27 protein-coding genes are annotated in these 25,530 nt (G+C 60.0%); 17 read left to right on the top strand and 10 right to left on the bottom strand.

Going from position 1 to position 25,530, the window contains the following annotated elements; genetic code table 11:
- Nucleotides 1-4 precede the first annotated feature (4 nt).
- From Q7L05_RS02890 to Q7L05_RS02875, 4 genes are all read right to left on the bottom strand, one after another.
- Nucleotides 5-2,056 (bottom strand): methyl-accepting chemotaxis protein, encoded by a 2,052-nt coding sequence (locus Q7L05_RS02890; protein WP_303901648.1) that lies wholly within the window; start codon nt 2,054-2,056, stop codon nt 5-7.
- Nucleotides 2,057-2,117: 61 nt separating this feature from the next.
- The gene (locus Q7L05_RS02885; RefSeq protein WP_303901645.1) at nt 2,118-2,663 is read right to left on the bottom strand and encodes a chemotaxis protein CheW; all 546 of its coding nucleotides are present in this window, start codon (nt 2,661-2,663) and stop codon (nt 2,118-2,120) included.
- Between the two features lie 7 nt (nt 2,664-2,670).
- Nucleotides 2,671-3,036, bottom strand: a complete 366-nt coding sequence (locus Q7L05_RS02880) for a response regulator transcription factor (RefSeq protein ID WP_303901642.1) — start codon at nt 3,034-3,036, stop codon at nt 2,671-2,673.
- Nucleotides 3,037-3,105: 69 nt separating this feature from the next.
- On the bottom strand, nt 3,106-3,465 hold the full coding sequence (locus Q7L05_RS02875; RefSeq protein ID WP_303901733.1) for a response regulator: 360 nt from the start codon (nt 3,463-3,465) through the stop codon (nt 3,106-3,108).
- A 281-nt stretch (nt 3,466-3,746) separates the two neighbouring features.
- Here Q7L05_RS02875 and gshA point away from each other — a divergent pair, with 281 nt between their 5' ends.
- From gshA to Q7L05_RS02830, 9 genes are all read left to right on the top strand, one after another.
- Nucleotides 3,747-5,057, top strand: coding sequence for a glutamate--cysteine ligase (gshA, locus tag Q7L05_RS02870; protein WP_303901639.1), 1,311 nt, complete (start codon nt 3,747-3,749; stop codon nt 5,055-5,057).
- Entirely contained in the window at nt 5,054-6,058 is a 1,005-nt protein-coding gene (gene gshB, locus Q7L05_RS02865; RefSeq protein WP_303901637.1) for a glutathione synthase, read from the top strand. Before gshA ends, gshB begins: the two co-directional genes overlap by 4 nt.
- 136 nt (nt 6,059-6,194) lie before the next feature.
- Entirely contained in the window at nt 6,195-7,085 is an 891-nt protein-coding gene (locus Q7L05_RS02860) for an energy transducer TonB (RefSeq protein WP_303901634.1), read from the top strand.
- Nucleotides 7,086-7,275: 190 nt separating this feature from the next.
- The gene (locus tag Q7L05_RS02855; protein WP_303901730.1) at nt 7,276-7,839 is read left to right on the top strand and encodes a YqgE/AlgH family protein; all 564 of its coding nucleotides are present in this window, start codon (nt 7,276-7,278) and stop codon (nt 7,837-7,839) included.
- Nucleotides 7,836-8,276 carry a Holliday junction resolvase RuvX gene (gene ruvX / locus Q7L05_RS02850; protein ID WP_303901631.1) on the top strand — a complete coding sequence of 147 codons (441 nt, stop codon included), beginning with the start codon at nt 7,836-7,838 and terminating at the stop codon, nt 8,274-8,276. Before Q7L05_RS02855 ends, ruvX begins: the two co-directional genes overlap by 4 nt.
- Complete coding sequence (gene pyrR / locus Q7L05_RS02845; RefSeq protein ID WP_303901628.1) at nt 8,273-8,785, top strand: bifunctional pyr operon transcriptional regulator/uracil phosphoribosyltransferase PyrR; 513 nt, start codon at nt 8,273-8,275, stop codon at nt 8,783-8,785. Before ruvX ends, pyrR begins: the two co-directional genes overlap by 4 nt.
- 5 nt (nt 8,786-8,790) lie before the next feature.
- Entirely contained in the window at nt 8,791-9,768 is a 978-nt protein-coding gene (locus tag Q7L05_RS02840; RefSeq protein ID WP_303901728.1) for an aspartate carbamoyltransferase catalytic subunit, read from the top strand.
- Entirely contained in the window at nt 9,765-11,060 is a 1,296-nt protein-coding gene (locus Q7L05_RS02835) for a dihydroorotase (protein WP_303901625.1), read from the top strand. The genes Q7L05_RS02840 and Q7L05_RS02835 overlap by 4 nt, the downstream gene beginning before the upstream one ends.
- Nucleotides 11,061-11,069: 9 nt before the next feature.
- Entirely contained in the window at nt 11,070-11,939 is an 870-nt protein-coding gene (locus tag Q7L05_RS02830) for a dihydroorotate dehydrogenase electron transfer subunit (RefSeq protein WP_303901623.1), read from the top strand.
- Nucleotides 11,940-12,159: 220 nt separating this feature from the next.
- Here the strand turns inward: Q7L05_RS02830 and Q7L05_RS02825 are convergent, their stop codons facing one another.
- On the bottom strand, nt 12,160-13,311 hold the full coding sequence (locus Q7L05_RS02825) for a PilT/PilU family type 4a pilus ATPase (RefSeq protein WP_303901621.1): 1,152 nt from the start codon (nt 13,309-13,311) through the stop codon (nt 12,160-12,162).
- A gap of 109 nt (nt 13,312-13,420) precedes the next feature.
- Complete coding sequence (locus tag Q7L05_RS02820) at nt 13,421-14,458, bottom strand: type IV pilus twitching motility protein PilT (protein ID WP_303901618.1); 1,038 nt, start codon at nt 14,456-14,458, stop codon at nt 13,421-13,423.
- A gap of 76 nt (nt 14,459-14,534) precedes the next feature.
- Here Q7L05_RS02820 and Q7L05_RS02815 point away from each other — a divergent pair, with 76 nt between their 5' ends.
- From Q7L05_RS02815 to Q7L05_RS02790, 6 genes are all read left to right on the top strand, one after another.
- Nucleotides 14,535-15,236: a YggS family pyridoxal phosphate-dependent enzyme gene (locus Q7L05_RS02815; RefSeq protein ID WP_303901615.1), complete on the top strand. Its 702-nt coding sequence runs from the start codon at nt 14,535-14,537 to the stop codon at nt 15,234-15,236.
- 307 nt (nt 15,237-15,543) lie between these two features.
- Entirely contained in the window at nt 15,544-16,377 is an 834-nt protein-coding gene (gene proC, locus Q7L05_RS02810) for a pyrroline-5-carboxylate reductase (protein ID WP_303901612.1), read from the top strand.
- On the top strand, nt 16,374-16,976 hold the full coding sequence (locus tag Q7L05_RS02805; RefSeq protein ID WP_303901609.1) for a YggT family protein: 603 nt from the start codon (nt 16,374-16,376) through the stop codon (nt 16,974-16,976). Before proC ends, Q7L05_RS02805 begins: the two co-directional genes overlap by 4 nt.
- Before the next feature lie 2 nt (nt 16,977-16,978).
- Complete coding sequence (locus Q7L05_RS02800; RefSeq protein ID WP_303901604.1) at nt 16,979-17,281, top strand: DUF167 family protein; 303 nt, start codon at nt 16,979-16,981, stop codon at nt 17,279-17,281.
- 75 nt (nt 17,282-17,356) lie between these two features.
- Nucleotides 17,357-19,354 (top strand): dynamin family protein, encoded by a 1,998-nt coding sequence (locus tag Q7L05_RS02795; protein ID WP_303901601.1) that lies wholly within the window; start codon nt 17,357-17,359, stop codon nt 19,352-19,354.
- Between the two features lie 77 nt (nt 19,355-19,431).
- A complete protein-coding gene (locus Q7L05_RS02790) occupies nt 19,432-19,893 on the top strand; it encodes a DUF4426 domain-containing protein (protein WP_303901598.1) in 462 nt (153 codons plus the stop codon).
- A gap of 170 nt (nt 19,894-20,063) precedes the next feature.
- On the opposite strand, the gene Q7L05_RS02785 is transcribed toward Q7L05_RS02790, so the two are convergent.
- The 4 genes from Q7L05_RS02785 to Q7L05_RS02770 form a co-directional block, all read right to left on the bottom strand.
- Nucleotides 20,064-20,750 (bottom strand): sulfite exporter TauE/SafE family protein, encoded by a 687-nt coding sequence (locus Q7L05_RS02785; RefSeq protein WP_303901595.1) that lies wholly within the window; start codon nt 20,748-20,750, stop codon nt 20,064-20,066.
- A complete protein-coding gene (locus Q7L05_RS02780) occupies nt 20,743-22,125 on the bottom strand; it encodes an AmpG family muropeptide MFS transporter (RefSeq protein ID WP_303901592.1) in 1,383 nt (460 codons plus the stop codon). The genes Q7L05_RS02785 and Q7L05_RS02780 overlap by 8 nt, the downstream gene beginning before the upstream one ends.
- A 170-nt stretch (nt 22,126-22,295) precedes the next feature.
- Nucleotides 22,296-22,736, bottom strand: a complete 441-nt coding sequence (locus Q7L05_RS02775) for a DUF2383 domain-containing protein (protein ID WP_303901589.1) — start codon at nt 22,734-22,736, stop codon at nt 22,296-22,298.
- The gene (locus Q7L05_RS02770; protein WP_303901586.1) at nt 22,733-23,608 is read right to left on the bottom strand and encodes a lipid kinase; all 876 of its coding nucleotides are present in this window, start codon (nt 23,606-23,608) and stop codon (nt 22,733-22,735) included. The genes Q7L05_RS02775 and Q7L05_RS02770 overlap by 4 nt, the downstream gene beginning before the upstream one ends.
- A 180-nt stretch (nt 23,609-23,788) precedes the next feature.
- On the opposite strand from Q7L05_RS02770, the gene pyrE reads away from it, so the two are divergent.
- Both pyrE and Q7L05_RS02760 read left to right on the top strand, forming a co-directional pair.
- Nucleotides 23,789-24,433, top strand: a complete 645-nt coding sequence (pyrE, locus tag Q7L05_RS02765; RefSeq protein WP_303901582.1) for an orotate phosphoribosyltransferase — start codon at nt 23,789-23,791, stop codon at nt 24,431-24,433.
- Between the two features lie 386 nt (nt 24,434-24,819).
- Nucleotides 24,820-25,449: a hypothetical protein gene (locus Q7L05_RS02760; protein WP_303901579.1), complete on the top strand. Its 630-nt coding sequence runs from the start codon at nt 24,820-24,822 to the stop codon at nt 25,447-25,449.
- The last annotated feature ends 81 nt before the right edge of the window (nt 25,450-25,530 follow it).

Raw genomic sequence — 25,530 nt, 5'->3', positions numbered from 1 at the left:
TCCGTCAGACCGGCAACTTGAAGCCGGAAACCGATTTCTTCATGTCGTCCGCCAGTTCCGCGAGATTACCGATGGAGGCAGCGGTCTGGTTTGTCCCGTCCGATGTCTGGGTGGTGATCTCCTGGATGACATTCATGGTATCCGTGATATTGACCGCCGCACCCGCCTGTTCGCTGGTGGCCTCGGTAATATTACGGATAAGGCCAGCCAGGCGATTCGATACTTGCTCGATCTCTCCAAGAGCCGAACCGGCATCCTCGGCCAATTTGGCACCGGAAACCACACCGGAGGTGCTTTGCTCCATGGAAATGACGGCCTCGTTGGTGTCGGTCTGGATGGTCTTTACCAACGCCTCGATCTGCTTGGTTGCATCGGCCGAACGCTCTGCAAGCCGCTGCACCTCGTCCGCCACCACGGCAAAGCCGCGGCCGGCTTCGCCGGCCATCGCCGCCTGAATGGCCGCATTCAGAGCGAGGATGTTGGTCTGCTCGGCGATGTCGTTGATCAATCCCACGGTATCGCCGATCTCTTGCGAACTCTCACCCAAGCGTTTGATACGTTTCGAGGTTTCCTGGATCTGCTCGCGAATCGAACCCATGCCATCGATGGTGTTCTGTACCGCGACGGTTCCTTTCTTGGCGATCGCCACCGAGCGCTGTGACTCCTCGGCAAGCTGGTCGGCATTGACCGATACACCTTCGATCGATATCGCCATCTCCTTGATCTTGGACGAAGCCGAGGTGATCTCGTGTGCCTGTCGCTCGGAGGCTTCGGTCAGGTGGGTGGCCGTCGCACGCGACTGATCCGCCGCCTGACTGACCTGGGTAGCCGTATCGTTGATGGCGGTAACCAGCGTACGCAGTGCTTCGATGGCGTAGTTGACCGAGTCGGCGATGGCCCCGGTGATGTCTTCGGTCACCGTGGCGTCGACCGTAAGGTCACCATCTGCAAGGTCGCCCATCTCGTCGAGCAGCCGCATGATTGCCTGCTGGTTACGCTGATTGTGTCCCTCGGTGGTGCGCCGTTCGGCTTCGGTTTTCGCGAGGCGGATTTCGCCCTCACGCTTTAGCCTGTAGCCGAGCATGAACAGCAGCAGCAGCGCGATGATGCCGAAGATATTGCCGAGCATCGAACTGATGGTGCGACTGTCAATCTGATTGAGGTAGGCATCCTCGAGCGCGCCTAGCGCCTGCAGGAGAGGTTCACTGGTGTTGAGAATGACCTGGGACGCCTCGGAGACCTCGAACATCTCGGGACTGGATTCGAGAATGGCACCCATCTGATCGCTGAATTCGGAAAACAGGCCCGCAACCTCTTTCAACTTGCTGCGCACCGCCTCATCTTCAACGCGGTCGATGTTCGAGTCGGCGTCCCCGTCGAGCATGCCCTGAATGACACTCCCGAACAGATTGGCATCACGACCAAAACGATCGGCGGCCGTTACCGCACCGGTATCGCCTTCCAGAATCCGGTTGACGTTATTGACGATGCGTTGACTGAGCATCAATTGCCGGCTGGCCAGGTAGATTTGCGTGCCGGAGACATCCTTTTCAGTCATCAGGGTCGCGACTTCATCAGTGACGACGAGCATCTGCGACGAACTGTCATTGATCTCCTGCACGATACCGCGCAACTCCGTTACCACCGGCCCGCTCTTTTCGATGGTATCGATGTTGGCATCGAAGCGCTGCCACAGGAGCGTCACCCGCTCGAGTTCCTCGCTGATGCTCTCCGGTGACGGAGGCAAACTGCTTTGCGGATCACCCGACTGCAGGATTTGAAGTGAATCGGCAAAGCGATCACGGTAATTCGTCAGCTGGGAATAGGTATCCGCTTTACCCTGTGTCGCCTGGCCGGCGAATTTCGTGATCTGCTGCGAAAGCACCCTCTGTTCACCCAGCAGACCGATATACTGCTTATCGTTGGTGTCCTGGATACCAACGCGCCAGGAGACGGCGCCCATCAGCCCCACGAAAACGAGCAGCAAGACGATAAGGGCTGCAAGGCCCTTTCCCCCAGCGCTATTCGAGCCCTTATCGTTACCCTTCAAACCCATTGCTCCCGCTCCTAAAGATATTCCGAAAAACGAAACAGCGTGACCCCCGGTACCCGTACCGTCAGGCGGCGACGTGCATGAATTCGTCGCTCTCTATCAAGGCATGCAGGTTCGCATTACCCCAGACTTCCTGATTCTGGCGATAGACGCCGTTGGTAAAGCGGCGGAAAAACTCCGGAACCGCATCGGCACTGTCGCTAAAATTCTCATCGCGAAAGTGCCGCAGACCATATACCTCGTCCACCAGCAGTCCCGCGCTTACCGTACCGTTGTTGACCGCCAACACCCGCGCACTCTGCCGCAGGGGTGTCGACTCGCCCACAAGCAGGCCTTTCAGATCCGTGACCGGGAGCAGATTACCGCGAACGTTGGCAATCCCTTTCATCCACACCCGGGCCCCCGGGACTCGGGTGAGAACAGGAGAGATCAGGATTTCCCGAACGGCTCCCAGGGACGCCACCAAATGCGCATCACCGACCCGGAACCCGATACCTGCCCAGGTAGTCTGAATCTCGACCTGCTCAGGGAGGCCATGGGCATTATCCCGGCTGCGCCGTTCGATATCCCTCAGCAGGTCGAAGGGCGTCTTTTCGGTATCCGCTGCCATGTCGCTCTCAGGCGCCCAGCACCGAGTTGACCTTTTCCACCAGTTCGTCTTCGGCTACCGGTTTGGTGAGGTAAGCCTTTGCGCCCTGGCGAAGCCCCCAGACACGATCGGTCTCCTGATCCTTGCTGGTAATCATGATGATCGGGATCTCGGCGACCTCAGGGTCTTTGCTGATCTTTCGCGTTGCCTGAAAACCGTTCATGCCCGGCATTACTACGTCCATGAGGATCAGGTCCGGCTTGAGCTCCTTGGCTTTGCTGATGCCATCTTCACCGTTTTCGGCGATCTCGATAATATGCCCGAGCTTCTCAAGAACAGAACGCACTGCGTAAATCTCCGTCGGCGAGTCGTCGACAATCAGGATCTGCGCCATAACTGGTCTCCCGTTTTTAAAGTTAGGCAATTCGGCAAATGCCGCTTTTTTGTTGTATCTGTTGAACGTTTAATTCAAGTTTACTACGTGCTTTTTGATGGCACCGATGAGCTCATCCCTGGTGAAGGGCTTGGTCAGGTACTGTTCCGAACCCACGATACGGCCGCGTGCGCGATCGAACAGTCCATCCTTACTGGAGAGCATGATCACCGGTACTTTGCTGAATTTTTTATTGTGCTTGATAAGCGCACAGGTCTGATACCCGTCAAGCCGCGGCATCATGATATCGACGAAGATGATATCGGGCTCATGATCGGCGATCTTGGCGAGCGCTTCAAAGCCGTCATTTGCCGTAAAGACGATACAGCCCTCCTTTTTAAGAAGGCTCTCAGCGGTACGTCGAATGGTCTTGCTGTCATCGATGACCATCACCTTGATCTGGTCCGCTGTTCCACTCCGAGCTGCTGCTTCCCCTGACACGGCCCCTCCCGGGTCAACCACTATTCGCTTTGCGGGCTTCATCCTATCGGAACACGCCCACCTTGAACAGATTCAAAAAACGCCCGTGGTGCTTGGCTTTTGCCGCATAAGGCCCACATAATTCGTATACCTTACGAGGCAGCCCATACCGGCGAATTGCCCCATGCAGGTCCGTTGCTGCTAAAATCCGACCAATTCATTCAACAACTTTAAGAGCTCACCTGCCAAGAATGATTGTAAATCAATTGGATGCCGTTCCGCACCTGACAACCGCCCCGACCGGTCCTCTTCTTCTGCTCGAATCGCACCTTTTGGAGAATCAGCCGCGGATCGAGTCCTGGTTTCGCAGTCAGTTTCTGAAAACGCCGGCCCCCTTCTACGCCTCGGTGGACTTGCGTAATGCAGGTTTCAAGCTGGCGCCGGTAGACACCAATCTTTTCCCCGCGGGCTTCAACAATCTCAGCTCCGCCTTCGAGGGTCTGTGCATTCAGGCAATCCAGTCGGCCATGGAGCGTATCTACCCCTCGGCGACCAGAATGTTGCTGGTTCCCGAGAGCCATACCCGTAATCTCTACTATCTGGAGAGCCTGGCCACCCTGCAGGACCTGATTGGCAAGGCGGGATTTGAGGTGCGACTCGGCTCACTGCTCCCCGACCTCGAGGCTCCCCAGACCATTGAGCTGTCATCGGGCCGCAAAATACATCTCGAGCCGTTGCGCCGCGAAGGCGACAAGGTCGGTGTAGGCGACTTTTTCCCCTGTGTGGTGCTGCTGAACAATGACCTGTCCGGGGGGCGCCCGCCCATGCTGGAAGATATCGAGCAGCCTCTGATACCACCGCTGGAACTCGGTTGGTCCAATCGCATGAAATCGGAACACTTCGGCCATTACCGCGAGGTGACCGGTGAGTTTGCCGATCTGGTGGACATCGATCCGTGGCTCATCGATCCGCTTTTCCGCAACTGCGGCGAGATCGATTTCATGAAGCGCGAGGGCGAGGACTGCGTGGCGAGAAATGCCGGGGCCCTGCTCAATGCCATTCAGAAAAAGTACGACGAATACGGGATTGCTCAGAAACCCTACGTGGTCGTGAAGGCGGAATCGGGGACCTATGGCATGGGCATTACCACCCTGCACTCCCCCGAAGAGGCCCATGAACTCAACCGCAAACAACGCACCCGCATGTCCAGGACGAAGGAGGGACAGGCAGTCTCCCGTGTCATCGTCCAGGAGGGGGTCTATACGTTCGAGACCTGGGGCAATCCGGAAGCCGTGGCTGAGCCGGTGGTCTACATGATCGACCATTTTGTGGTCGGCGGTTTCTATCGTGTCCACACCGGCCGTGGCCGCAATGAAAACCTCAACGCCCCCGGTATGCATTTCGAACCGCTGGCATTCGCCGAGGTGTGCAACAATCCCGATTCCCGCGAGGATCCCGACGCCGGCAAGAACCGTTTCTACGCCTACGGCGTCATCGCCCGCCTGGCACTGCTCGCCGCGGCCCGCGAACTCGCGGAACACATGGGAGATGAGGTTCAATGACCATCATGGTCGGCGTGGTGATGGACCCCATCGCAGCAATCAGCTACAAAAAGGACAGCACGCTGGCGATGCTGCTGGCGGCTCAGCGCCGTGGCTGGGAGTTGCGCTACATGGAACAGCGGGATCTGTTCCTGCGCGATGGCGAGTCGTCAGCGCGCATGCGCCCACTCCGGGTTCACGCTGATCCGGACCACTGGTTCGACCTGGATGAGGCGGAAGTGCACCCGTTGGGTTCGTTGGATGTGATTCTGATGCGCAAGGATCCACCCTTCGATATGGAATTCATCTACACCACCTATCTGCTGGAGCGCGCCGAGGAAGCTGGCACGCTGGTGGTGAACCGGGCCGTATCCCTGCGGGATGCCAACGAGAAGCTCTTCACCGCCTGGTTCCCGCAATGCACCCCACCGACGCTGGTCAGCCGTGATGCCGACGCACTGCGCGCATTCCATGCCGAACAGGGTGCCACCGTCTTCAAGCCATTGGGCGCCATGGGCGGGGCCTCCATCTTCAAGGTGGAGGGGCCCGACACCAACCTCAACGTCATCATCGAAACCCTCACCGGCAATGGCACCGGGTTTATCATGGCGCAGCGCTTCGTGCCGGAGATCCGTGCCGGGGACAAGCGCATCCTGCTCATCGACGGCGAACCGGCGCCCTACGCCCTGGCGCGCATTCCTGCCCAGGGCGATATTCGCGGCAACCTGGCAGCAGGCGGTCGCGGCGAGACCGTACCCCTGAGTGCCCGCGACCGCTGGATCTGTGAACAGGTGGCGCCGAAGCTGCGGGAAATGGGATTGATCTTTGTCGGACTCGACGTCATTGGCGATTTTCTTACCGAAATCAACGTCACCAGCCCCACCTGTATCCGCGAACTGGATGCCGCCTACGACCTGGACATCGGGGGACAGTTGATGGAAGCCATCGACCGTAAACTCGATGAGCGGATAGCTGGCTCGGCAGCGGGAAAAGAGGGTAACCACCGAGAACACCAACGGTAGGTGAGTGTTCTATGGCCTCAGCGGCAAGAACAAAGCTCCCCGTACTCATCAACGACGTTCAGGTCCCTCGGTTAGTGGTCGAAAAATCCGCGCGGCACCCCACGACCCGGGGGCTTCGGCCCTGTATAATCACCTCATGGCCGACACGCTTCCCTCGCCACGCCAGTTCGAGCCCGGCAACGCCGACCGCTTCGGACTGACCCTGTTTTTTGCCGTGGCGTTTCACGCCCTGGTAATCCTGGGCGTGACCTTTGATCTCGAGGACTTCACCAATCCGGAGCCCCGGCCGCTTGCGCTCGATATCACTTTGGTCCACAGCAAGAGCGACAAGGCACCGGAAGAGGCCGACTACCTGGCACAGGCGGATCAGGAGGGCGGGGGCAACGTCAACGAAAAGGTCAAGCCCTCGAGCCCCGTCTCCAACAGCAGACCCACGCCTGAGAAAGGGGATGCCCAAAATACCCGCGCGCCCAGTTCACCCCCGCCCGAGCCGGAGCGCTCCCGGGTGATGACCACCCCGGAGAGCCGGATCCAGATGGAATCCGCCGACAAGATTCCACCCAAGGCCCGACCCGATACCCCTACGGCGGCGGAGCTAATGGCGCTGAGCCGGGAAGTCGCACGGCTCTCCGCCGATATTCAGCAGCGCCAGCAGACCTATGCGCAGAGGCCGAGGCACACCTACATCTCCGCCAGCACCAGGAAGTACGAACATGCGGCCTATGAAGACGCCTGGCGGCTCAAGGTGGAGCGGATCGGGAATCTGAATTACCCGGAAGAGGCCCGGCGCAAGGGACTTACCGGCAGTCTGATGCTGGATGTGGGCATCAAACCGGATGGCAGTCTGCACAAGGTCGTGGTGCGGCAGTCCTCGGGACAAAAAGCGCTCGACGACGCCGCCGTTCGCATCGTCGAAATGGCGGCGCCGTTCGCCCCATTTAGCGACGCCATGCGCGAGGAAATGGATGTGCTGCATATCATCCGGGTGTGGCGGTTCGAGTCGGGCAACCAGTTCGACACCCGGTGACCGGTCCCGGCCTGACAGCAGTACCTGAAAAAGATTCGACGGTAAAGCACGGGGAGATCGTCGAGCCAATGCGAAACAACGCAAGGATACAAAGCCTTCCATACTCTCCCTGGTTGGAGATCCCCCGTGCTCTCCAGGAACAACGCCTTTCGGCCTCGACACAGCACCGGTGCTTCCCGATACTATGGCTATGAGCGAAACCTCCGATCTCACCAACCACTTTCTGATCGCCATGCCCGGCCTGGCGGACCCGAATTTCTCACACACGGTCACCTATATCTGCGAGCACAACGAGAAAGGCGCCATGGGGATCGTAATCAATCGCCCCTCCGAGCTGACACTCGGCGAGGTATTCGATCATATGGGCATCGAAGCCAGTCCCCGCGTGGATGTAGAGGTGCCGGTTTACGAGGGCGGACCGGTCGAACCGGAGCATGGATTCGTGATCCACGCGTCGGTGGGAGCGTGGGACTCCAGTCTCAAGGTCACCGACGATATCGCCGTCACCACCTCCCGTGACGTGCTCTCCGCCATCGCCTATGGAGAGGGCCCCAAAAGGTACCTGTTCGCTCTTGGTTACGCCGGCTGGGGAGCGGGCCAGCTGGAGGACGAAATTGCCAGCAATGCCTGGCTGAGCGGCCCGGCCGATTCGTCCATCCTGTTCGAGTCCGGACCCGGGCAGCGCTGGACGGCGGCAGCGGCCCTGCTCGGCGTGGATGTCAACCTGCTCTCCAGCCAGATCGGGCACGCGTGATCGCCAAAGCCGATCGCACCGAGAGCGGCACTGTACTCGGCTTCGATTATGGTTTGCGGTTCATCGGCGTTGCTGTGGGTCAGACGCTAACCGGCGGTGCCCGTGAACTGATCACCCTGAGAAGCCGTGATCAACGACCCGACTGGGAGGGCATCTCGCAGCTGATTAGCGAGTGGTGCCCGGTCGCGCTGGTGGTCGGCCTCCCCCTCGATCGGGAAGGCGGGGAGCAGGAGTTGACCCATCGCGCCCGCCGCTTTGGTAATCAATTACGGGGCAGGTACAATCTGCCGGTATACATGGAGGACGAGCGCTTCACGTCGCTGGAGGCATCGGGTCTCCTCATGGAGACGCACGGCAGCCGTTACCGGAAAGAGGACGTGGACCGGCTTGCCGCCCGAATCATCCTGCAGGCCTGGCTGGACCGATACACCCAATGACGACACCACTACAACACGATCTCGACCGGGTGCTGGCCGGCATGGCGGCCCGCTTGCGCGCGACCCTGGAGGAGCGCGGAATCACTGCACCGCTGATGATCGGTATTCACACCGGGGGGGTCTGGGTGGCCCGGTGCCTGCACCAACTACTGGGCATCGAGGAGCCGCTTGGGACCCTGGATATCAGTTTTTATCGCGATGACTTCGAGCGCATCGGGGTCCATCCGCAGGTCAAACCCTCGAATCTTCCGTTCGAGGTGGAGGACCGTCACATCATCCTGGTCGACGATGTCCTGCAGACCGGTCGTACCATCCGTGCCGCCCTGAATGAAATCTTCGATTACGGGCGTCCCGCCTCGGTGCTGCTCGGTATTCTGGTCGAGCGCAGCGGCCGCGAACTGCCCATTTGCGCCGATGTGGCGGGCCTCTCCATGGACCTGAGCCCGAGCGAGCAGGTCAAACTCACCGGACCGGATAAACTGACCCTCAGCCTGAAGCGGGTGAAATGAACACGCTGAAGAATCTGCAACTGGATGCCACCGGCAACCTTCGGCACTTCCTCACCATCGAGGGGCTGAAACGTCAGACCCTGGTCGACATCCTCGACCTCGCCGAATCCTTCGCCAACATCAAGGCGCAGGCAGTAAAAAAGGTGCCACTGCTGCGCGGCAAGACGGTGGTCAACCTCTTCTTTGAAAACAGCACGCGCACGCGCACCACCTTCGAATTGGCCGCCAAGCGTCTCTCCGCCGATGTACTCAACATCAACATCACCACCTCCGCAGCTTCCAAGGGCGAGAGCCTGCTGGACATGCTCCACAACCTGGAGGCGATGCACTGCGATATGTTCGTCGTACGCCACGCCGACAGCGGCGCGGCCCACTTCATCGCACAGAATGTGGCCCCCCATATCTCGGTCATCAACGCCGGCGACGGTCAGCACGCCCATCCGACCCAGGCAATGCTCGACACCTTCACGATTCGTCGTCACAAAGGGGATTTCGGTGACCTGCGGGTGGCGATCGTCGGTGACATACTGCACTCACGAGTGGCCCGTTCCCAGATCCACGCATTGAACACGCTGGGGGTCGGCGAAGTGCGGGTTATCGGGCCCAAGACCCTGCTGCCGATGGACCACCGCAGCCTGGGCGTCCACGTCTTCCACGACATGGAGTCAGGCCTGGCGGGCGTCGATGTGGTAATCATGCTGCGCCTGCAACGCGAACGCATGGAGGGTGGCCTGCTCCCCAGCGAACACGAATTCTTTCAGCGCTACGGTCTCACCGGGGACAAACTGAAGTTGGCCAAGCCGGACGCCATCGTCATGCACCCGGGCCCAATCAACCGCGGCGTCGAGATCAGCTCCGAGGTGGCCGACGGCCCGCAGTCAGTCATTCTGGAACAGGTCAGCAACGGCATCGCCGTACGCATGGCCGTCATGGCGATGGCCCTGGGCAGGCAACCGGGGGCGGAAACAGGGAGAGAGACGTGACGGGACCGATCCACATCCGCGGCGGGCGTCTTGTCGACCCTTCGCAGAACCTCGACCGTGAGGCGGATCTCTTCATTCGCGACGGCCGGATTGCCGGCATCGGCACAGCGCCGTCGGGGTTCGAGGCGCAGCGCACCATCGATGCCGCGGGCCGAGTCGTCTGTCCCGGTCTGATCGACCTGCAGTCGCGACTGCGCGAGCCCGGACAGGAGCACAAAGGCACGATCGCCAGTGAAACCGCCGCCGCGGCAGCCGGCGGGATTACCACCCTCTGCTGTCCTCCGGACACCGATCCGGTCATCGACAACCCGGCGGTAGCGGAACAGATCCTCTACCGCGCCGGCAAGGCCGGCAACAGCCGCGTCCTGCCTTTGGGAGCGCTCACCTCCCGGCTCGCCGGAGAGCACCTGGCGGAAATGCTGGCGCTGCAGGAGAGTGGCTGTGTCGCTGTCACCAACGCCTCACAACCCGTTCACAACACCCTGGTAATGCGCAGAGCCCTCGAGTATGCCGCCACCCTCGGGCTCACAGTGTTTATCAGTAGCGAGGATCCCTGGCTCGCCGGCAACGGCTGCCTTCACGAGGGACAAATGAGTACACGGCTCGGGCTGCCGGGCATCCCCGAGTGCGCCGAAGTCATCGGTATCTCCCGCGACCTGATCCTGGTGGAAAGAACCGGCGTGCGGGCGCACTTCAGCCGTCTGTCGACGGCACGAGCCGTCGAGATGGTAGCCGACGCCCGCGCCCGGGGCCTGCCAGTGACCTGCGATGTCACCGCCCACCAGCTGTTCCTCACCGAGATGGACGTCGGCGTATTCGACTCTCTCTGCCATGTGCGACCGCCGCTGCGCACCTTCCGCGATCGCGACGGTCTGCGCGCCGCCCTTGCCGATGGTGTCATCACCGCCGTCTGCTCCGACCATCAGCCCCACGACCCCGATGCCAAACTGGCTCCGTTTGCCGACACCGAACCCGGAATATCGGCGCTTGAAACTCTGCTGCCCTTGCTGTTGCGTCTGGCCGACGAGAAAGTACTCCCGCGTAATAAAGCCCTCGCCCGGCTGACGACCGGCCCGGCCGAGGTTCTGGGAAATGGCCTCGGGACGCTGGCCCTCGATGCTACCGCCGATGTCTGCATTTTCGATCCGGATGCCTGGTGGCAGGTGAGTGAAGAGACACTGGTCAGCTACGGAAAGAACACGCCGCTCCTCGGCTGGGAGTTGAAGGGCCGTGTGACCCATACCCTACTCGAAGGCCGTGTCGTCTTCGAACGCAATGACAGTTGTTACTAGCCACTAACCATGACCAAACCACATCGCAATACCATCTTCCTCGAAGAGGCCAAGATACTGGCCCACGAGCATTACGCGGGTGACCAGCACGTTCTACGTCTGGCGGCACCCGGGATCGCCGCCAAGGCCGGGCCGGGGAGTTTCGTACACCTGACCTGTGATGCCAGTCGCCCGCTACGTCGCCCCATTTCCATCATGCGCAGCGATCGGGAGAGCGGAGAGGTCCAACTGCTCTACAAGGCCTTCGGAAAAGGCACGCACCTTCTCGCCGAACGGCGGGTGGGCGAGCGAATCAGTACCCTCGGCCCGATCGGGAACGGTTTTACGGTCGACCGGGAGCGGAAGCGTCCACTGCTTATCGGCGGCGGCGTGGGGATCCCGCCGATGATCTTCCTGGCCGAGGAAATGCGACGCACGGGAGGCTATGAGCCGCTCGTGCTCATGGGCTCGGAAGTGCCCTTCCCGTTTCGCGTACGCCCATCGCAGATTCTGGTACCCGGCATTCCCGATGGGGTAACCGGCGCCATGCCGCTGTTGGATGACTGGGATATTGCCAGCCGACTCTGCAGCCTACAGGGCTATGCAGGCTGCCACGAGGGCTTCGTCACCGATCTGGCGCGGCACTGGCTGGACGCGATGGATGCCGCACAACGTAAGCAGGTGGCCATCTATGCCTGCGGACCGCACCCCATGCTGGAGGCGATCGCCGGCGTGGCGAAGAATTTCGGGGTCACCTGCCAGGTCTCCATGGAGGAATTCATGGCCTGCGGCGTCGGCGGATGTGCCGGCTGCACCATTCAGGTAACCACCGAGAGTGGCCCGGCCATGAAGCGGGTCTGCGTCGACGGCCCGGTATTCGATGCCGAATCGGTATTTTAGGGAAAGTTCACAGCAAACAACTGCAGATTGCACCGCAGAAGCGCGGAGTTCGCAGGGTTTTTTAAGGCCAGTGAGATCGCTGCCTGAAGGAGCAGCACATCTATGACCCGGTGTTCTCCCCGTACTCTGCGCCTGGAAAATAGGTTCCAGACATTTTCAACCGACTACATCCATGTAGTCGTCTGCGGTGAGGGGTTTTTTTCTCCACCCACGACCAGGATCAGCGGATCAACCCGCCCGGACCGTTTTCATCCGCGGTCTCCTCCAGGGTCAGCCCTTCGAGGCCTTTGGTGAGGTCATCGGATGATTCGGCGGCACCGAGTTTCGCCATGATACGAACCTCGTTGGGCGAGTCGGCGTTGCGGGTGGCCTCTTCGAAGTTGATCGATCCCTCCGTATAAAGGTCGTACAGCGCCTGATCAAAGGTCTGCATACCCTGTTCGCCGGACTTCTTCATCAGCTCCTTCATCTGATGGACTTCGCCCTTGTGGATCAGGTCGGCCATCAGTGGTGTGTTGATCATCACCTCGACCGCGGCCCGACGGCCTATGCCATCCTTTTTCGGGATCAGGCGCTGCGCGATGACCGCTTTCATATTCAGCGAAAGGTCCATCAACAGCTGCGGCCGGCGATCCTCCGGGAAGAAGTTGATCACACGGTCCATCGCCTGGTTGGCATTATTGGCGTGAAGGGTCGCCAGGCAGAGGTGACCGGTCTCGGCGAAGGCAATGGCGTGCTCCATGGTCTCGCGGTGACGGATTTCACCGATCAGAATGACATCAGGCGCCTGGCGCAAGGTGTTCACGAGTGCATCCTCGAAGGTGTCGGTATCGATACCCACTTCCCGCTGGGTCACGATGCACCCCTTGTGCTGGTGGATGTATTCGATAGGGTCTTCGATGGTGATGATGTGACCCGTACTGTGGGTGTTGCGATGATCCACCATGGCCGCCAGCGAGGTGGATTTACCGGAACCGGTGCCGCCAACGAACAGGACGATGCCGCGTTTGGTCATGGTCAGCTCGCGCAGGACGTCCGGCAAATCGAGATCATCAAAGGTCGGAATCTTGGTCTCGATCTTGCGCAGCACCATGCCTACCTGATTGCGCTGCTGAAAGACATTGACACGGAACCGCCCGATACCGGAGCGGCTCAGGGCGAAGTTGCTTTCGCGCCTGGCTTCGAATTCCGCTCTCTGCTCGGCATTCATGATGCTGTAGCAAATCTGCCGGGCCTGGTCGGGCGTCAGACTCCCCTTGGCGACCGGCCCAATCTTACCCGAGATCTTCATGCTCGGCGCAATGCCGGCGGTGATGAAGAGATCGGAGGCGTTCTTGTGCACCATCAATTTTAAAAGCGAGTCGAATTCCATGGCTATGTTCGTAGTGGCTAGTGGCTAGTGGCTAGTGGCGAGTAGCGAGTCACGATGGCTGGCGGCCGGCGGAGAGGTCTCCTCGCCACTAGCCACTCGCAACTCGCAACTATTTGAAGGCGTCCTTGTTCGAGGCCTTGGCGCGGGCGTCCTGCTTGTTGATCATGCCTTTATTGAGCAGTTCGGCAAGGTTCTGATCGAGGGTTTGCATGCCCAGTTGCTGTCCGGTCTGGATGGCTGAATACATCTGGGCCACCTTGCCCTCGCGAATCAGGTTACGGATGGCCGGGGTGCCGATCATGATCTCATGCGCCGCGATACGGCCGCCGCCCGCCTTCTTTAGCAGGGTCTGGGAGATGACCGCCCGCAGGGACTCGGACAGCATGGCGCGGACCATGTCCTTTTCCGCCGCCGGAAACACGTCGATGATACGGTCAATGGTCTTGGCCGCGGAACTGGTATGCAGAGTACCAAACACCAGGTGGCCGGTTTCGGCCGCGGTGAGTGCCAGGCGAATGGTCTCCAGGTCACGCATCTCACCGACCAGGATGGTGTCGGGATCTTCACGCAGTGCGGAGCGCAGGGCCTCATTGAAACCCAGCGTGTCACGGTGCACCTCGCGCTGGTTAATGAGGCACTTTTTCGACTCGTGCACAAACTCGATGGGATCTTCGACGGTGAGTATGTGCCCGTAATCACTGTCATTCTTGTAATCGACCATCGCCGCCAGCGTGGTCGATTTACCCGACCCGGTGGGTCCGGTCACCAGCACCATACCGCGCGGGGTATCGGTAATGTCCTTGAAGATAGGGGGACAGTGCAGTTGCTCCATCGTCAGGATCTTGGAGGGAATGGTGCGGAACACTGCGCCGGCGCCGCGGTTCTGATTGAAGGCGTTGACGCGAAAGCGCGCAAGACCTTTGATTTCAAAGGAGAAGTCGGTCTCGAGATACTCCTCGAAATCCTTGCGCTGCTTATCGTTCATGATATCGTACACGAGTCCGTGCACGGCCTTGTGTTCCATCGGCGGTACATTGATACGGCGGATATCGCCGTCAACGCGGATCATCGGCGGGAGCCCAGCGGAGAGATGCAAGTCGGAAGCGCCGTTCTTGACGCTAAAGGCAAGCAGTTCCGTAATATCCATTACAATTCCCCTGAGGAGTTTCTGGGTCCGCGACAACCGGACATGAATGCGAGCCGATACCTTATAACGTACCCGCATGACGTACAACAACGACAACCTAACCACCCGACTGGCAGCCGTCCGTGACCGCCTCCGCAAGGCCGAACGACGTTTCGGCCGCGAAGAAGACGCGGTGGCGCTGGTGGCAGTCAGCAAGACCCGCCCCGCCGAAGCTATCCGCGCTTGCGCCGAGGCGGGTCAGCGTCTATTTGGCGAAAGCTATTTGCAGGAGGCAACCGACAAAGTGGCAGCCCTGTCCGGGTTGAACTTGCAATGGCATTTCATCGGCCCCATTCAGTCCAACAAGACGAGGCCGATTGCTGAACACTTCCAGTGGGTACACAGTGTCGATCGGTTCAAGATCGCCCGCCGCCTTAGCGAGCAACGTCCCGAGGGACTACCGCCGCTCAACATCTGCCTGCAGGTGAACGTCGGCGGGGAGACTGGCAAATCCGGGGCCGGGCTTGATGAACTGCCAAATCTCGCGCAGGAGGTGGCGGCGTTGCCTAACCTTCACTTGCGCGGTCTGATGTGTATCCCGGCACCCACGGAGAACTTCGAGAAACAGCGGGAACCCTTCCACAGGCTTCACGAGGCGAAAGCGGCTTTGCAGCGGGATGGGCTGGATCTCGATACCCTGTCCATGGGCATGTCCCACGATCTGGAAGCGGCCGTGGCCGAAGGAGCAACGATGGTGCGCATCGGCACAGCCATTTTCGGGCCAAGAAACTATCGTTAGTAAACACCAAGAGATTTACTTACCGCAAAGGCGCAAAGTGCGCGAAGACCTGAATGGCCTATCAAGACGAGAGCAGGATGAGTGTATATTTTGTGCCGCTCGCTTCAGAATGCGGTTGCCCTGTAGAGAGGCAAGTGCCGTAATCTCAAGTGCCGTAATCTATGGTAGTCATGGCACCCCAAGTTTTCGTAACTCAGGTTGTTTATGGGCTTTGCGATACAGAATCCAGACAATCGTCGATCTTTGCGCGCTTTGCGCCTTTGCGGTTAGAAATCAAAGCAAGACGGAACAATAGAAGCAGGAGTCTATGGAAAACAAGACCATTGGTTTCATTGGCGGGGGCAATATGGCTTCCAGCCTCATTGGCGGCCTGATCGCCGACGGCTTTCCGGCCGCACGGTTGTGGGTGGCCGATCCGGATGCCGAACGGCGCGAGACACTGGCACGGCGTTTCGGCGTCCACACCACGGCAGACAACCGCGAACTGACCGAAAAGGCAGAAGTGGTGGTGATGGCGGTCAAGCCCCAGATCATGCATGAGGCCTGCCAGGCGATCGGGAACAACATCCTCGAGAAGCAGCGACTGGTGATCTCGATTGCGGCCGGAGTCCGTGTCGAAGCCATCGAGCGATGGCTGGGTGGCCCCTCCGCCATCGTGCGCACCATGCCCAATACGCCCTCGCTAGTTGGCAGCGGAGCGACGGCACTGTTTGCCAATGCCCGTGTACAGCCGGCCCAGCGGGAACTGGCGGAGGCCATCCTGCGGGCGGTTGGGCTCACACTGTGGCTTGATGACGAGTCGCAAATGGACGCGGTCACGGCGGTCTCCGGAAGCGGTCCGGCGTATTTCTTTTTGATAATGGAGCTGCTCGAAAACGCCGGCACCAAGCTGGGGCTACCGCCGGAGACCGCCCGACTACTTTCGCTACAGACCGCTTTCGGCGCCGCCAAGCTGGCATTGGAGAGCCCTGATGACAGCGCCACGCTGCGGGCCCGGGTCACCTCGCCCGGCGGCACCACCGAACGTGCCCTGGCCTTGTTCGAAGTGGGCGGCCTGCGCGAACTGTTTGAAAAGGCGGTCGCCGGCGCAAGGGACCGCTCGGTCGAACTGGCCGATAAGCTGGGGACCGACAAACCATGAACGGCTACCTGACTACACCGCTGCAATTCCTCATTGGCACACTGTTCTCCCTCTATGTCCTGGCGATCATGCTGCGCTTTCTGCTGCAGCAGACGCGCGCGGATTTCTACAACCCGGTCTCACAGTTTCTGGTCAAGATCACCAATCCGCCGTTGCGACCGCTGAGGCGGCTAATCCCCGGCGTCGGGGGGATCGATGTGGCTTCACTGGTACTGATGTTTCTCGTGCAGCTGCTTGCGGTCACCTTGGTCGGGGCACGGGTGGGAGCGGGCTATCTCCCCGGGCTGATTTCGACCGGCGCCATTCAGCCAGTGGGTACACTCCTCGGTCTGACCATCGTTGAACTGGTGGACCTGGCGTTCAATGTGTTTATCTTTGCGGTAATCATCCAGGCCGTTTTAAGCTGGGTGAATCCGGGTGCCTACAGTCCGGTCTCTTCGATCCTCCACAGTCTGACCGAACCGGTACTGCGGCCGGTGCGCCGGTTTATCCCACCGATGTCCGGTCTGGACTTGTCGCCGCTGGTGGCGATCCTCGCACTGCAGGTGCTGAAAATGCTGGTCCTGCCGCCGATCCGGCAGCTGGCATTGGGCAGCTGACCATGCCTGGATGGTTTGAGTGGAGGGGGGAAGAGCTTTTGCTATCCCTGCGAATTCAGCCGCGGGCCAGCCGCGATGAAATCGCCGGACCGCACGGCAATACTCTGAAAGTACGGATTACCGCTCCTCCGGTCGACGGCAGAGCCAATGCTCATCTACTCAAATATCTGGCCAAGGTATTCGGGGTCAGCCGTAGCCAAATTGAGATAGTGAACGGCCAGACCGGTCGTGATAAGCGGGTCCGAATCCGGTCGCCCAGTCAGCTACCGGAAAGTGCTGCGATTCAAAGGGACCCGAGCGATTAGGACCTGATTCACTTGTTATCGGTGACAATTTACCTATAGTGGATTCCCCTGGTCCGGTGCGACTACGGATCGAACATGAGGCGAGCGGTGGAACACATGCGTTTCAATGAACAAATTCAGGCATTCGACCACTGGAAGCACGAGGTCATTGCCGGCATCGAAAAATATCAGCGCTGGCTGGACAAGGCCGGGGTGGGGGACCCCGAGGACGAGTTGCGGATCTACGAGATCCTGCAGTCCTTACGCTCCGACCGGCTGACGATCGCCTTCGTCGCCGAGTTTGCGCGTGGCAAGACAGAACTCATCAACGCCATCTTCTTTTCGGAATATGATCGGCGGTTGCTGCCTTCCGAAGCGGGCCGCACAACCATGTGTCCAACCGAACTGTTCTACGATACCGACGCGGAGCAGGCTTACGTGCGCCTGCTGCCCATCGAAACGCGCCTGAACGAGACCAGCCTCAACGAGTATAAGGCGGAGCCAATTCATTGGGCCCAGATCGAATTGGATCTGTCGAGCCCCGAGAGTATGGCCGAGGCCTTCCAGGAGGTGATCCGGACCAAAAAGGTACCCAGGGGCGAGGCTCAGAAGCTGGGTCTGTTTAGCGAACAGGACGACTACTTCAGGTTAAATGATGGCACTTTTCCGGATGATATCGACATCCCCATGTGGCGCCACGCGCTCATCAGCTTCCCGCACCCGCTGCTTAAAAGAGGTCTGGTCATTCTCGACACGCCGGGAATGAACGCACTCGGTTCGGAGCCGGAACTGACGGTGAGCATGCTGCCGAGTGCCCAGGCGGTCATGTTCATCCTCGCCGCCGACACCGGTGTCACCAAGTCCGACCTGGACATGTGGAGACACAACGTCATGCCCCTGCGCAAGGAAAAGGGCAAGGGGCTGATTGTGGTGCTGAACAAGGTGGACACACTGTGGGACGAACTCAAGGGTGAATCGGCTATCACCCGCACGATCACGGAGCAGCGGGGAAAAGCGGCCGAAGTCCTCGGCATCGACGGTGACAGCGTGTTCCCGGTCTCGGCCCAGAAGGGGCTTCTGGCCAAGATTCGCCACGATCGCGAGCTGCTGGAGCGCAGCAATGTCCTGGCGCTTGAAGCCGTGCTTGCAGAAGAAATCCTTCCCTACAAACAGCGCCTGGTGCGCGAACATGTCGCCGCCGAAATCGGCGGCATGATCAAAGAGACACGCGATCTGCTCTCACAACGCCTGAACGCCACCACATCGCAACTCGAGGAGTTGCGCGGCCTGTCGGGCAAAAACAACGATGTAATTACTCACCTGATGAAAAAGACCCGCGAGGAGCAGGTCGCCTATCATCAGAACGTGGAAAGTTTTCAGGCCAACAAGCGCATTCTCTCCGAACGGAACGAAGAGCTTAAGAAGCTGCTCGATTTGAAGCAGCTCGACGACCTGGTCACCAAAACCCGAAAACAGATGACCGGCAGCTGGACCACTCATGGCCTCAAGGACGGCATGAAGAGCTTTTTCGACTCCGCTCAGGGCATGCTGCGGGAGGTCGATGATTACAACAAGCAGCTGAGCCGGCTGGTGGTCACGATCTATCGCAAGTTCCAGAAAGAACACGGCATCGATAATGTCAAACCAGTGCTCTATGTAACTACCGAATATATGAAGGATCTCGAGCGGCTATACGCCGATGCCGAAGAGTTCCGAAAGAGCCCCTTCACGACGATGACCGAGCAGTCCTTCGTCGTAAAGAAGTTCTTCATCAGCCTGGTCAGCCATGCCCGCAACGTGTTCTACCGGGCCCATCGCGATGCGGACAAATGGAACAAGGCGGTGATGACGCCACTGGTGCGTCAGATAAAAGAGCACAAGGCGCAAATGGAAAGACGTCTTGAGAATCTGCGCAAAATCAATGATTCTCGCGAAACACTGGAGTCCCGCATCGAGGAGCTGGAGAAAAACGCTTTGCAGCTCAAGTCCCAGTTCACTGAGGTGCAGACCATTTTGCGCGTTATCGGTCAACCGCTGGAGCGAGGGCCGGACGAGAAAGCGGCACTGGAACAGTCGGTCGAAATCGTCGAGTGACCGTCTCGGGTCCCGTCTTCCGGGCCGAGCCCCGGTGAGTCTATAGTTATAACTAAACCATCGTACGGGAGGCTCCAATGGCAATCCTGCGCACATTGACGACGATCATTGCCGCCACGGCCCTAGTCCTGCCGGCAATTGCTCACGCGGGAAAATTTCGTGATTTCGACGATTACCGGGTGCATTTCAGCGCCTTCAACTCCACCGTTATCGCCCCTGAAGTTGCCCGCGCCTACGATCTGCCGCGCAGCGATTATCGGGGCATGCTGAATATCACCGTGCAACGCAAGGAAAGCGATACACCACCCTATCCCGCCACCAATGCCGACCTGCGGGCCCAGGCCACCAACCTGGCGGGTCAGACCAAGCAGATCTCCATGCAGCGAATCGAAGAGGGCGACGCCATCTACTACATCGGTGGATTCCCCGTTAGCCATCGAGAGGTCCTGGACTTCCGGGTGGATATTCAGCCCGAAGACAGTGACCAGACCTACAACCTGCAATTTCGGCAGCAGTTCTTTACGTCGGACAGGGATTGACGGCGGAGCCCAGAGCGCCTGCCGGGCTTGGACATCGGAGCGAGCATGCTCCTCGACAAGATGCGCCATGTGATCTCTACCCCGCCCTCCGTGGCGGTGTGCGCCCATGCTGTCGTACGCCCCCCGGAATCGAAATTTTACCTCCCTCTTTCACCATGCTGCCGGATAGATCATCCCCAAATCCAGGGGCCTGCTAACGTTGCCACGCCGAAGGCCATGATGGTGGCCCCGGCAATCCGACGCACCCAGACTTGTCGGGTCCAGGCGGCCAACCGGGCGGCAAAGAGCCCCATCGCGAGCAGGTTGGGTAGCGTGCCAAGCCCGAAGGCCAACAGCAGCAGCGCGCCTTCGACCGCACTACCCGCCGCGATGGCCCAGATGAGGATGCTGTAGACCAGACCGCAAGGCAGCCAGCCCCAAACCAGTCCCAGCGCCAGGGCCTGGGGGAGGGTGCGGACGGGAAGCAGCTTCCGGCCGAGCGGCTCCAGACGCCGCCATATGCCACCGCCAGCCCGTTCCAGGCGAGCGATCCCGAACCACCAACCGCCCAGATAGAGACCCAGCGCCACCATGAATATCCCGGCCACGAACTGCAGAACCTGTTGCGCCTGATTGACGGCCAACAGATTGGCGGCGACGACTCCCACGCCCCCGAACAGCGCACCGGCCAACGTATAACTGATGAGTCGTCCGGCGTTATAACCAAGCAGATAAGGCAGGACACCGTACCGCTGTTGTCTCACGCTGGCGGGAAGGCCCAGGCCGAGCGCCCCGACGATCCCGCCACACATCCCGATACAGTGAACTCCACCAAGCAGCCCCGCAAGAAATGCCGCGGCCAGACTGAACTCAATCACGGACGCTCTCCTCCGCCGGCACAAAGCGCCCGGCGAGCCATACCAGAAGCAGTACCGGAAGCCCCATCAGTGCTGTGGCCACGAAGAATTCCGGATAGCTGAAGGCATCGACCGCCGTACCGGAAAAGCCACCGACAAACTTTGGCAACAGCATCATCAGTGAACTGAACAGCGCGTACTGCGTGGCCGAATAGGAGATATTGGTCAAGCCCGACAGGTAAGCGACGAAGGCCGCCGAAGCGAGGCCACCGCTCAGATTGTCCATTCCCACGACCACAATCAACATTGGCAGGTCATGCCCCACCGTAGCAAGCAACGCGAAGAGCAGATTGGTCGCGGCGGCAAGCAGCGCGCCGATAAAGAGGATGCGCATCACACCAAAGCGCCCCACCAGGACACCACCGAGTACCGCACCCAGCAGGGTCATGGCAATCCCGAAGACCTTGGTCACATTGGCGACTTCCGCTTTCGTGAAGCCCATATCGACATAGAAAATGTTGGCCACGACCCCGAGGACGATATCGGAAATGCGATAGGTGGCAATCAGTGCAAGCAGCAGGAGCGCATGCCAGCGGTAGCGACGCAGGAAATCGGCAAGGGGACTGATCACGGCGCGCCACAGCCACTCGATAGCGCGCTCCAGCCGTTGCGGTAGCGAGCGCCACCCGCGCAACGTCAATGCACCCTCCTCCTCCCTGGCCATCGTGGCCGCATCGACCGCCACATCGGGTTCGCGAACGATAAGGGTGGTGAGAATCCCGATCCCCATCAATCCGGCCATGGCGCTGTAGGCGAGCAGCCAGGGCAGGTGGTGGTAACTCGCCTCATCCGGGTCGAACCAGGCCGCCACCCAGAGCACGCCCGCCGACGCGCTGATCATCGCCAGCCGGTAGCCAATCATGTAGGTCGAGGCCATGGCAGCCTGAACTCGCTGTGGTGCGCTCTCGATTCGGAAGGCGTCAACGGCGATATCCTGGGTCGCCGAAGCAAAGGCGGTCAATACGGCCAGCATCACCAACTGTGCAAGGTTGCTGGAGGGGTCTGAAAAGGCCATTCCGAGCAGCGCCATGACCACTGTGACCTGGGAAGCCAGCAACCAGGCCCGTCTTCGGCCGAGTACGCGGGTCAGCAGCGGTAACGGTAGTCGGTCAACCAGCGGCGCCCATGCCCATTTGAACCCGTAGGCCAAGGCCGCCCAACTGATGAAACCGATGGTCCCGCGTTCGACTCCCGCCTCCCGCAACCAGAAAGAGAGCGTGCCAAACACGAGCAGGAGCGGCAATCCGGAGGAAAAGCCGAGGAAAAGCATCGTCACTACCCGCGGATGGCGGTAGAGCCGAAAGCCTTCACGAAATCCGGTAGTGGTATTGCTCATGCAGCTGCGCTGAGGAGTTCCGGGTCGATGTGGGGAAGAAAAAACCTCTCCGCATGCTACCCCTCCCGCACTCAACACGCCACTTGAGCGATGCGATATGAGATGCGACTCCCCTCCGTTGCCTGGATTGCATGCCCAAGCCGTGGCTCCGGGGATCCGCGTCGCCGGGTTCAGCGCTCCAGCTGCTCCACGGCAGCTCTCGCCGAGTCCCGCAGGCGCTGCACGCTGGTTCTAACCGGTCCGGAAATCGCCGTCGAGAGTGTACGATCCGCCTGTTCGGCAATCGCTCGTTCCAGACGTGCCACCTCCCCTCTCAGGGTTTCGGAGAGGACATGGGAGTCGTCGGAAAACGAACGCTTCAACAGCGCAGCCATACGGCTGAAGGACTCCCGGTCCGTATCCAGGGCATCGGGAAGGTCACCCAGGGCGCGAATGTGGGCACTCAACTCGCGTCCGGCGGCCTGCCGCTGTTCGGCCAAATCTTCGAGAAAGGTCGTGAGAGCTGCATCCTGCGCCCACTCGGCTGCATCACGGTCGTGCAGGCTGGCGTCATTACAGCGGACCAGCAGTTCGTTCAACTCCACAAGCCTCTCATCGCGCACCACGCTCATGAATCGCCCTCCGGCACAAAAACCTCAATGGCTTCGGTCACCACCCGGAACCGCGTCGGCGTATGCGTGATCAATTCTCCATCAGCCGCAACCGGCAGAGGCGGTGATGTACTGATGCGGATCTCCCGCCCGTCATCGCGCAAGGCGGCACCGCCCGGCTGCGTACCGCGCCATATACCGGAAGCGGTTCGGGGGAGCCGCCACCACGGCTGCGGGCGGATACCGTAGAGATGAAAAACGCCATCAGCCACATCGGCTTCCGCGTGAATCAATATGCCCCCGCCGTGACGTCTGCCGTTACCCACCACCAGGTGCATCAGGTACTCTTGCCGCTGCCGCCCGTCGCAGACAATTTCAGCCAGGAAAGGCTGGTTGTGTTTCCAGGCGCGACGCAGTGCACGCAGGTAACCGACTACCCCCCAGCGCCGCTTTTCCTTGGGCGTCAGTTCCAAATCCACGGAAGTTCCGAGGCCGATGTTGGCGGCGTTGAAAAACGCAACGCCGTTGGCCTCGCCGTAATCGATGCGCTTGGTTACCCCCCGCGCGATCACCTCGGCGGCTTCGACAAGGTCGTTGGGGATATTCAGCGAGTGGGCCAGATCATTGGCCGTTCCCAGCGGCAGGATTCCAACCGGGCGCCCGCAACGCGCCAATGCCGCGCCCAATTGGTTGAACGTGCCGTCACCGCCGCCCACCACGATCACATCGGCCATTGCGCAATACCGACGCAGGAGCAGTACGCCCTCGGCCGGCGTAACGGGAGCTACCTCCCGCACGGTAAAGCCGCGAGACGAAAGCCGTTCGGCGACGGCATCCAGGCCGGCGCCCCCGTAACGACTGTGGCGATTGACCAGTAGCAGAAGAGAAGGCACTGAGGTTTCCAGGCTGTGTCCACAGGTGAGTCCAGGGGCTTCCGATCAGCTTAGCAGCCTGTCCGGGATCCGCTTTTCCGTACTTGAGCGTGACTCCTACCGGCCACCGCAGGCGCTCCCCAGCGAAAAAACCGACTCTCCCCTGTTACAATACGGTACCGTTTTGCACCGAGGTGGGTCATGCAGGATTACAAGCGCGAATTCATCGAATTCGCTTTGGCGAGCGATGTGCTCCGTTTTGGCGAATTCACCCTGAAGTCGGGTCGGCTGAGCCCGTATTTCTTTAATGCCGGCCTATTCAACAGCGGCGCCAAACTGGCCCAGCTGGGTCGCTTCTATGCCGCGGCGATCCAGGATGCCGGCATCGATTTCGACGTCCTCTTCGGCCCGGCCTATAAGGGCATTCCGCTGGCCGGGGCGGCTGCGATTGCCTTGGCGGACCATCATGGTCGCGATGTGCCCTTCAGCTTCAACCGTAAAGAGGTAAAGGAGCACGGCGAGGGGGGGAATATCGTCGGAGCCCCACTTGCCGGCGGCGTGCTGATCGTTGATGACGTGATCACTGCCGGGACTGCGGTGGGCGAATCCATGGCACTCATCGAAGCGGCGGGGGCGAAAGCCGCCGGCGTGGTGATCGCGCTGGATCGCCAGGAGCGGGGCAAAGGGGAGCGCTCCGCCATCCAGGAGGTGAAAGCGAAATACCGGATCCCGGTCGTTAGCATCATCACCCTCGATGATCTGGCCCGGTTCCTCCAACACAATGATCAGTTCAAGCCGCACCTCGAAAAGATGCGGGCATACCGTGACCGCTACGGTACTACCTGACGCCAGGAGACCACCACCCCGGGCTCTTGAAACGTTTGCGAAACAGCAAACCCAGGGTAAACGCATACTTCCATTTTTGATGCCGGCGAGCGAACCAAGTCCTTGATAGCAGGTACGCTGTGAATACGACCTGCAGGGATGTAGGAAGTGTACGCTCGACGGCGGCATCCCTCGGCAAGTGTGCTCCTGCATTGTCTAACACCGCCATCCCCGGCGGCGTGCTGCCGACGACCTGCTATCAAGGACTTACACCCTCGCTTCAAACTAGCAGCCTGTCGGACTCAGGATGCTAGGCGGTTGCCCTGACAGCAAAACCATGGCTGCAGGCAACGGAAGCCTTGCGGCGGTATAATGGCCCTGATCGCCTAACAGGAAGGAGAGTACCCGTGATCCCGAAAAGCCTTACCCTCCTCGCCGTCGGGCTGCTCCTGGCGGTAGTTCAGCCGGCAGCGGCCATCGAATGCTGGACCAACAGCGATGGCTTCCGCGAATGCGGCAATACGGTGCCGCCGGAATATGCCCAGGGCCGGGTAAATACGTTAAACAACCGCGGCCTGACGGTGGAGGTGAAGGAGCGCGCCAGGACCCGGGAGGAGTTGTCCGAAGAGCGTCAGCGAAACGCCGAAGAGGAGCGCCTCCGCGCCAGCGAAGAGGTGCGTCGAAAAACGCAGGAAAACCACGATCGCGTATTACTGTCGACCTTTACCACCGAGGAGGAGCTGATGGCTTCGGGGGAACGCAAGGCGTCGGCAATCGAAGCCACGATCGAGGTGACCGAGCGCTCCATCGACAGCATACGGAAATCCTTGCAGAAACACGAAGAACGCGCCACCCGCCTCGGACAAGCGGACCGGCCGGTCCCGGATGATCTGCAAAAGGACATCGCCAGCCTGAAAAGACAGATCGTCGATAAACAGGTGTACGTGAACAGCAAAAAAGAGGAAAAGACGGCTCTCAAGAAGCAGAACCGGGAAGACCTGGAGCGGTTCCGTTATCTGAAAAGCCGGAGGCGGTAAGGGAAAACATGATTTTCATCGCAGAGGCGCGGCGTTCGCAGAGGTACACCCGGGCTTTTACAACCTGAGTCACTCAGCAAA

The sequence above is a fragment of the Thiohalomonas denitrificans genome, assembly GCF_016841685.1.
GTDB lineage: Bacteria > Pseudomonadota > Gammaproteobacteria > Thiohalomonadales > Thiohalomonadaceae > Thiohalomonas > Thiohalomonas denitrificans_A.
This window is presented reverse-complemented; position numbering and strand designations above follow the sequence as displayed.

Bases quoted from the DNA above. Each gene is read 5' to 3' on its own strand.
- Q7L05_RS02890 (WP_303901648.1), bottom strand. From the start codon at position 2,056: ATGGGTTTGAAGGGTAACGATAAGGGCTCGAATAGCGCTGGGGGAAAG.
- Q7L05_RS02885 (WP_303901645.1), bottom strand. From the start codon at position 2,663: ATGGCAGCGGATACCGAAAAGACGCCCTTCGACCTGCTGAGGGATATC.
- Q7L05_RS02880 (WP_303901642.1), bottom strand. From the start codon at position 3,036: ATGGCGCAGATCCTGATTGTCGACGACTCGCCGACGGAGATTTACGCA.
- Q7L05_RS02875 (WP_303901733.1), bottom strand. From the start codon at position 3,465: ATGGTCATCGATGACAGCAAGACCATTCGACGTACCGCTGAGAGCCTT.
- gshA (WP_303901639.1), top strand. From the start codon at position 3,747: ATGATTGTAAATCAATTGGATGCCGTTCCGCACCTGACAACCGCCCCG.
- gshB (WP_303901637.1), top strand. From the start codon at position 5,054: ATGACCATCATGGTCGGCGTGGTGATGGACCCCATCGCAGCAATCAGC.
- Q7L05_RS02860 (WP_303901634.1), top strand. From the start codon at position 6,195: ATGGCCGACACGCTTCCCTCGCCACGCCAGTTCGAGCCCGGCAACGCC.
- Q7L05_RS02855 (WP_303901730.1), top strand. From the start codon at position 7,276: ATGAGCGAAACCTCCGATCTCACCAACCACTTTCTGATCGCCATGCCC.
- pyrR (WP_303901628.1), top strand. From the start codon at position 8,273: ATGACGACACCACTACAACACGATCTCGACCGGGTGCTGGCCGGCATG.
- Q7L05_RS02830 (WP_303901623.1), top strand. From the start codon at position 11,070: ATGACCAAACCACATCGCAATACCATCTTCCTCGAAGAGGCCAAGATA.
- Q7L05_RS02825 (WP_303901621.1), bottom strand. From the start codon at position 13,311: ATGGAATTCGACTCGCTTTTAAAATTGATGGTGCACAAGAACGCCTCC.
- Q7L05_RS02820 (WP_303901618.1), bottom strand. From the start codon at position 14,458: ATGGATATTACGGAACTGCTTGCCTTTAGCGTCAAGAACGGCGCTTCC.
- Q7L05_RS02815 (WP_303901615.1), top strand. From the start codon at position 14,535: ATGACGTACAACAACGACAACCTAACCACCCGACTGGCAGCCGTCCGT.
- proC (WP_303901612.1), top strand. From the start codon at position 15,544: ATGGAAAACAAGACCATTGGTTTCATTGGCGGGGGCAATATGGCTTCC.
- Q7L05_RS02805 (WP_303901609.1), top strand. From the start codon at position 16,374: ATGAACGGCTACCTGACTACACCGCTGCAATTCCTCATTGGCACACTG.
- Q7L05_RS02800 (WP_303901604.1), top strand. From the start codon at position 16,979: ATGCCTGGATGGTTTGAGTGGAGGGGGGAAGAGCTTTTGCTATCCCTG.
- Q7L05_RS02795 (WP_303901601.1), top strand. From the start codon at position 17,357: ATGAGGCGAGCGGTGGAACACATGCGTTTCAATGAACAAATTCAGGCA.
- Q7L05_RS02790 (WP_303901598.1), top strand. From the start codon at position 19,432: ATGGCAATCCTGCGCACATTGACGACGATCATTGCCGCCACGGCCCTA.
- Q7L05_RS02780 (WP_303901592.1), bottom strand. From the start codon at position 22,125: ATGAGCAATACCACTACCGGATTTCGTGAAGGCTTTCGGCTCTACCGC.
- Q7L05_RS02775 (WP_303901589.1), bottom strand. From the start codon at position 22,736: ATGAGCGTGGTGCGCGATGAGAGGCTTGTGGAGTTGAACGAACTGCTG.
- pyrE (WP_303901582.1), top strand. From the start codon at position 23,789: ATGCAGGATTACAAGCGCGAATTCATCGAATTCGCTTTGGCGAGCGAT.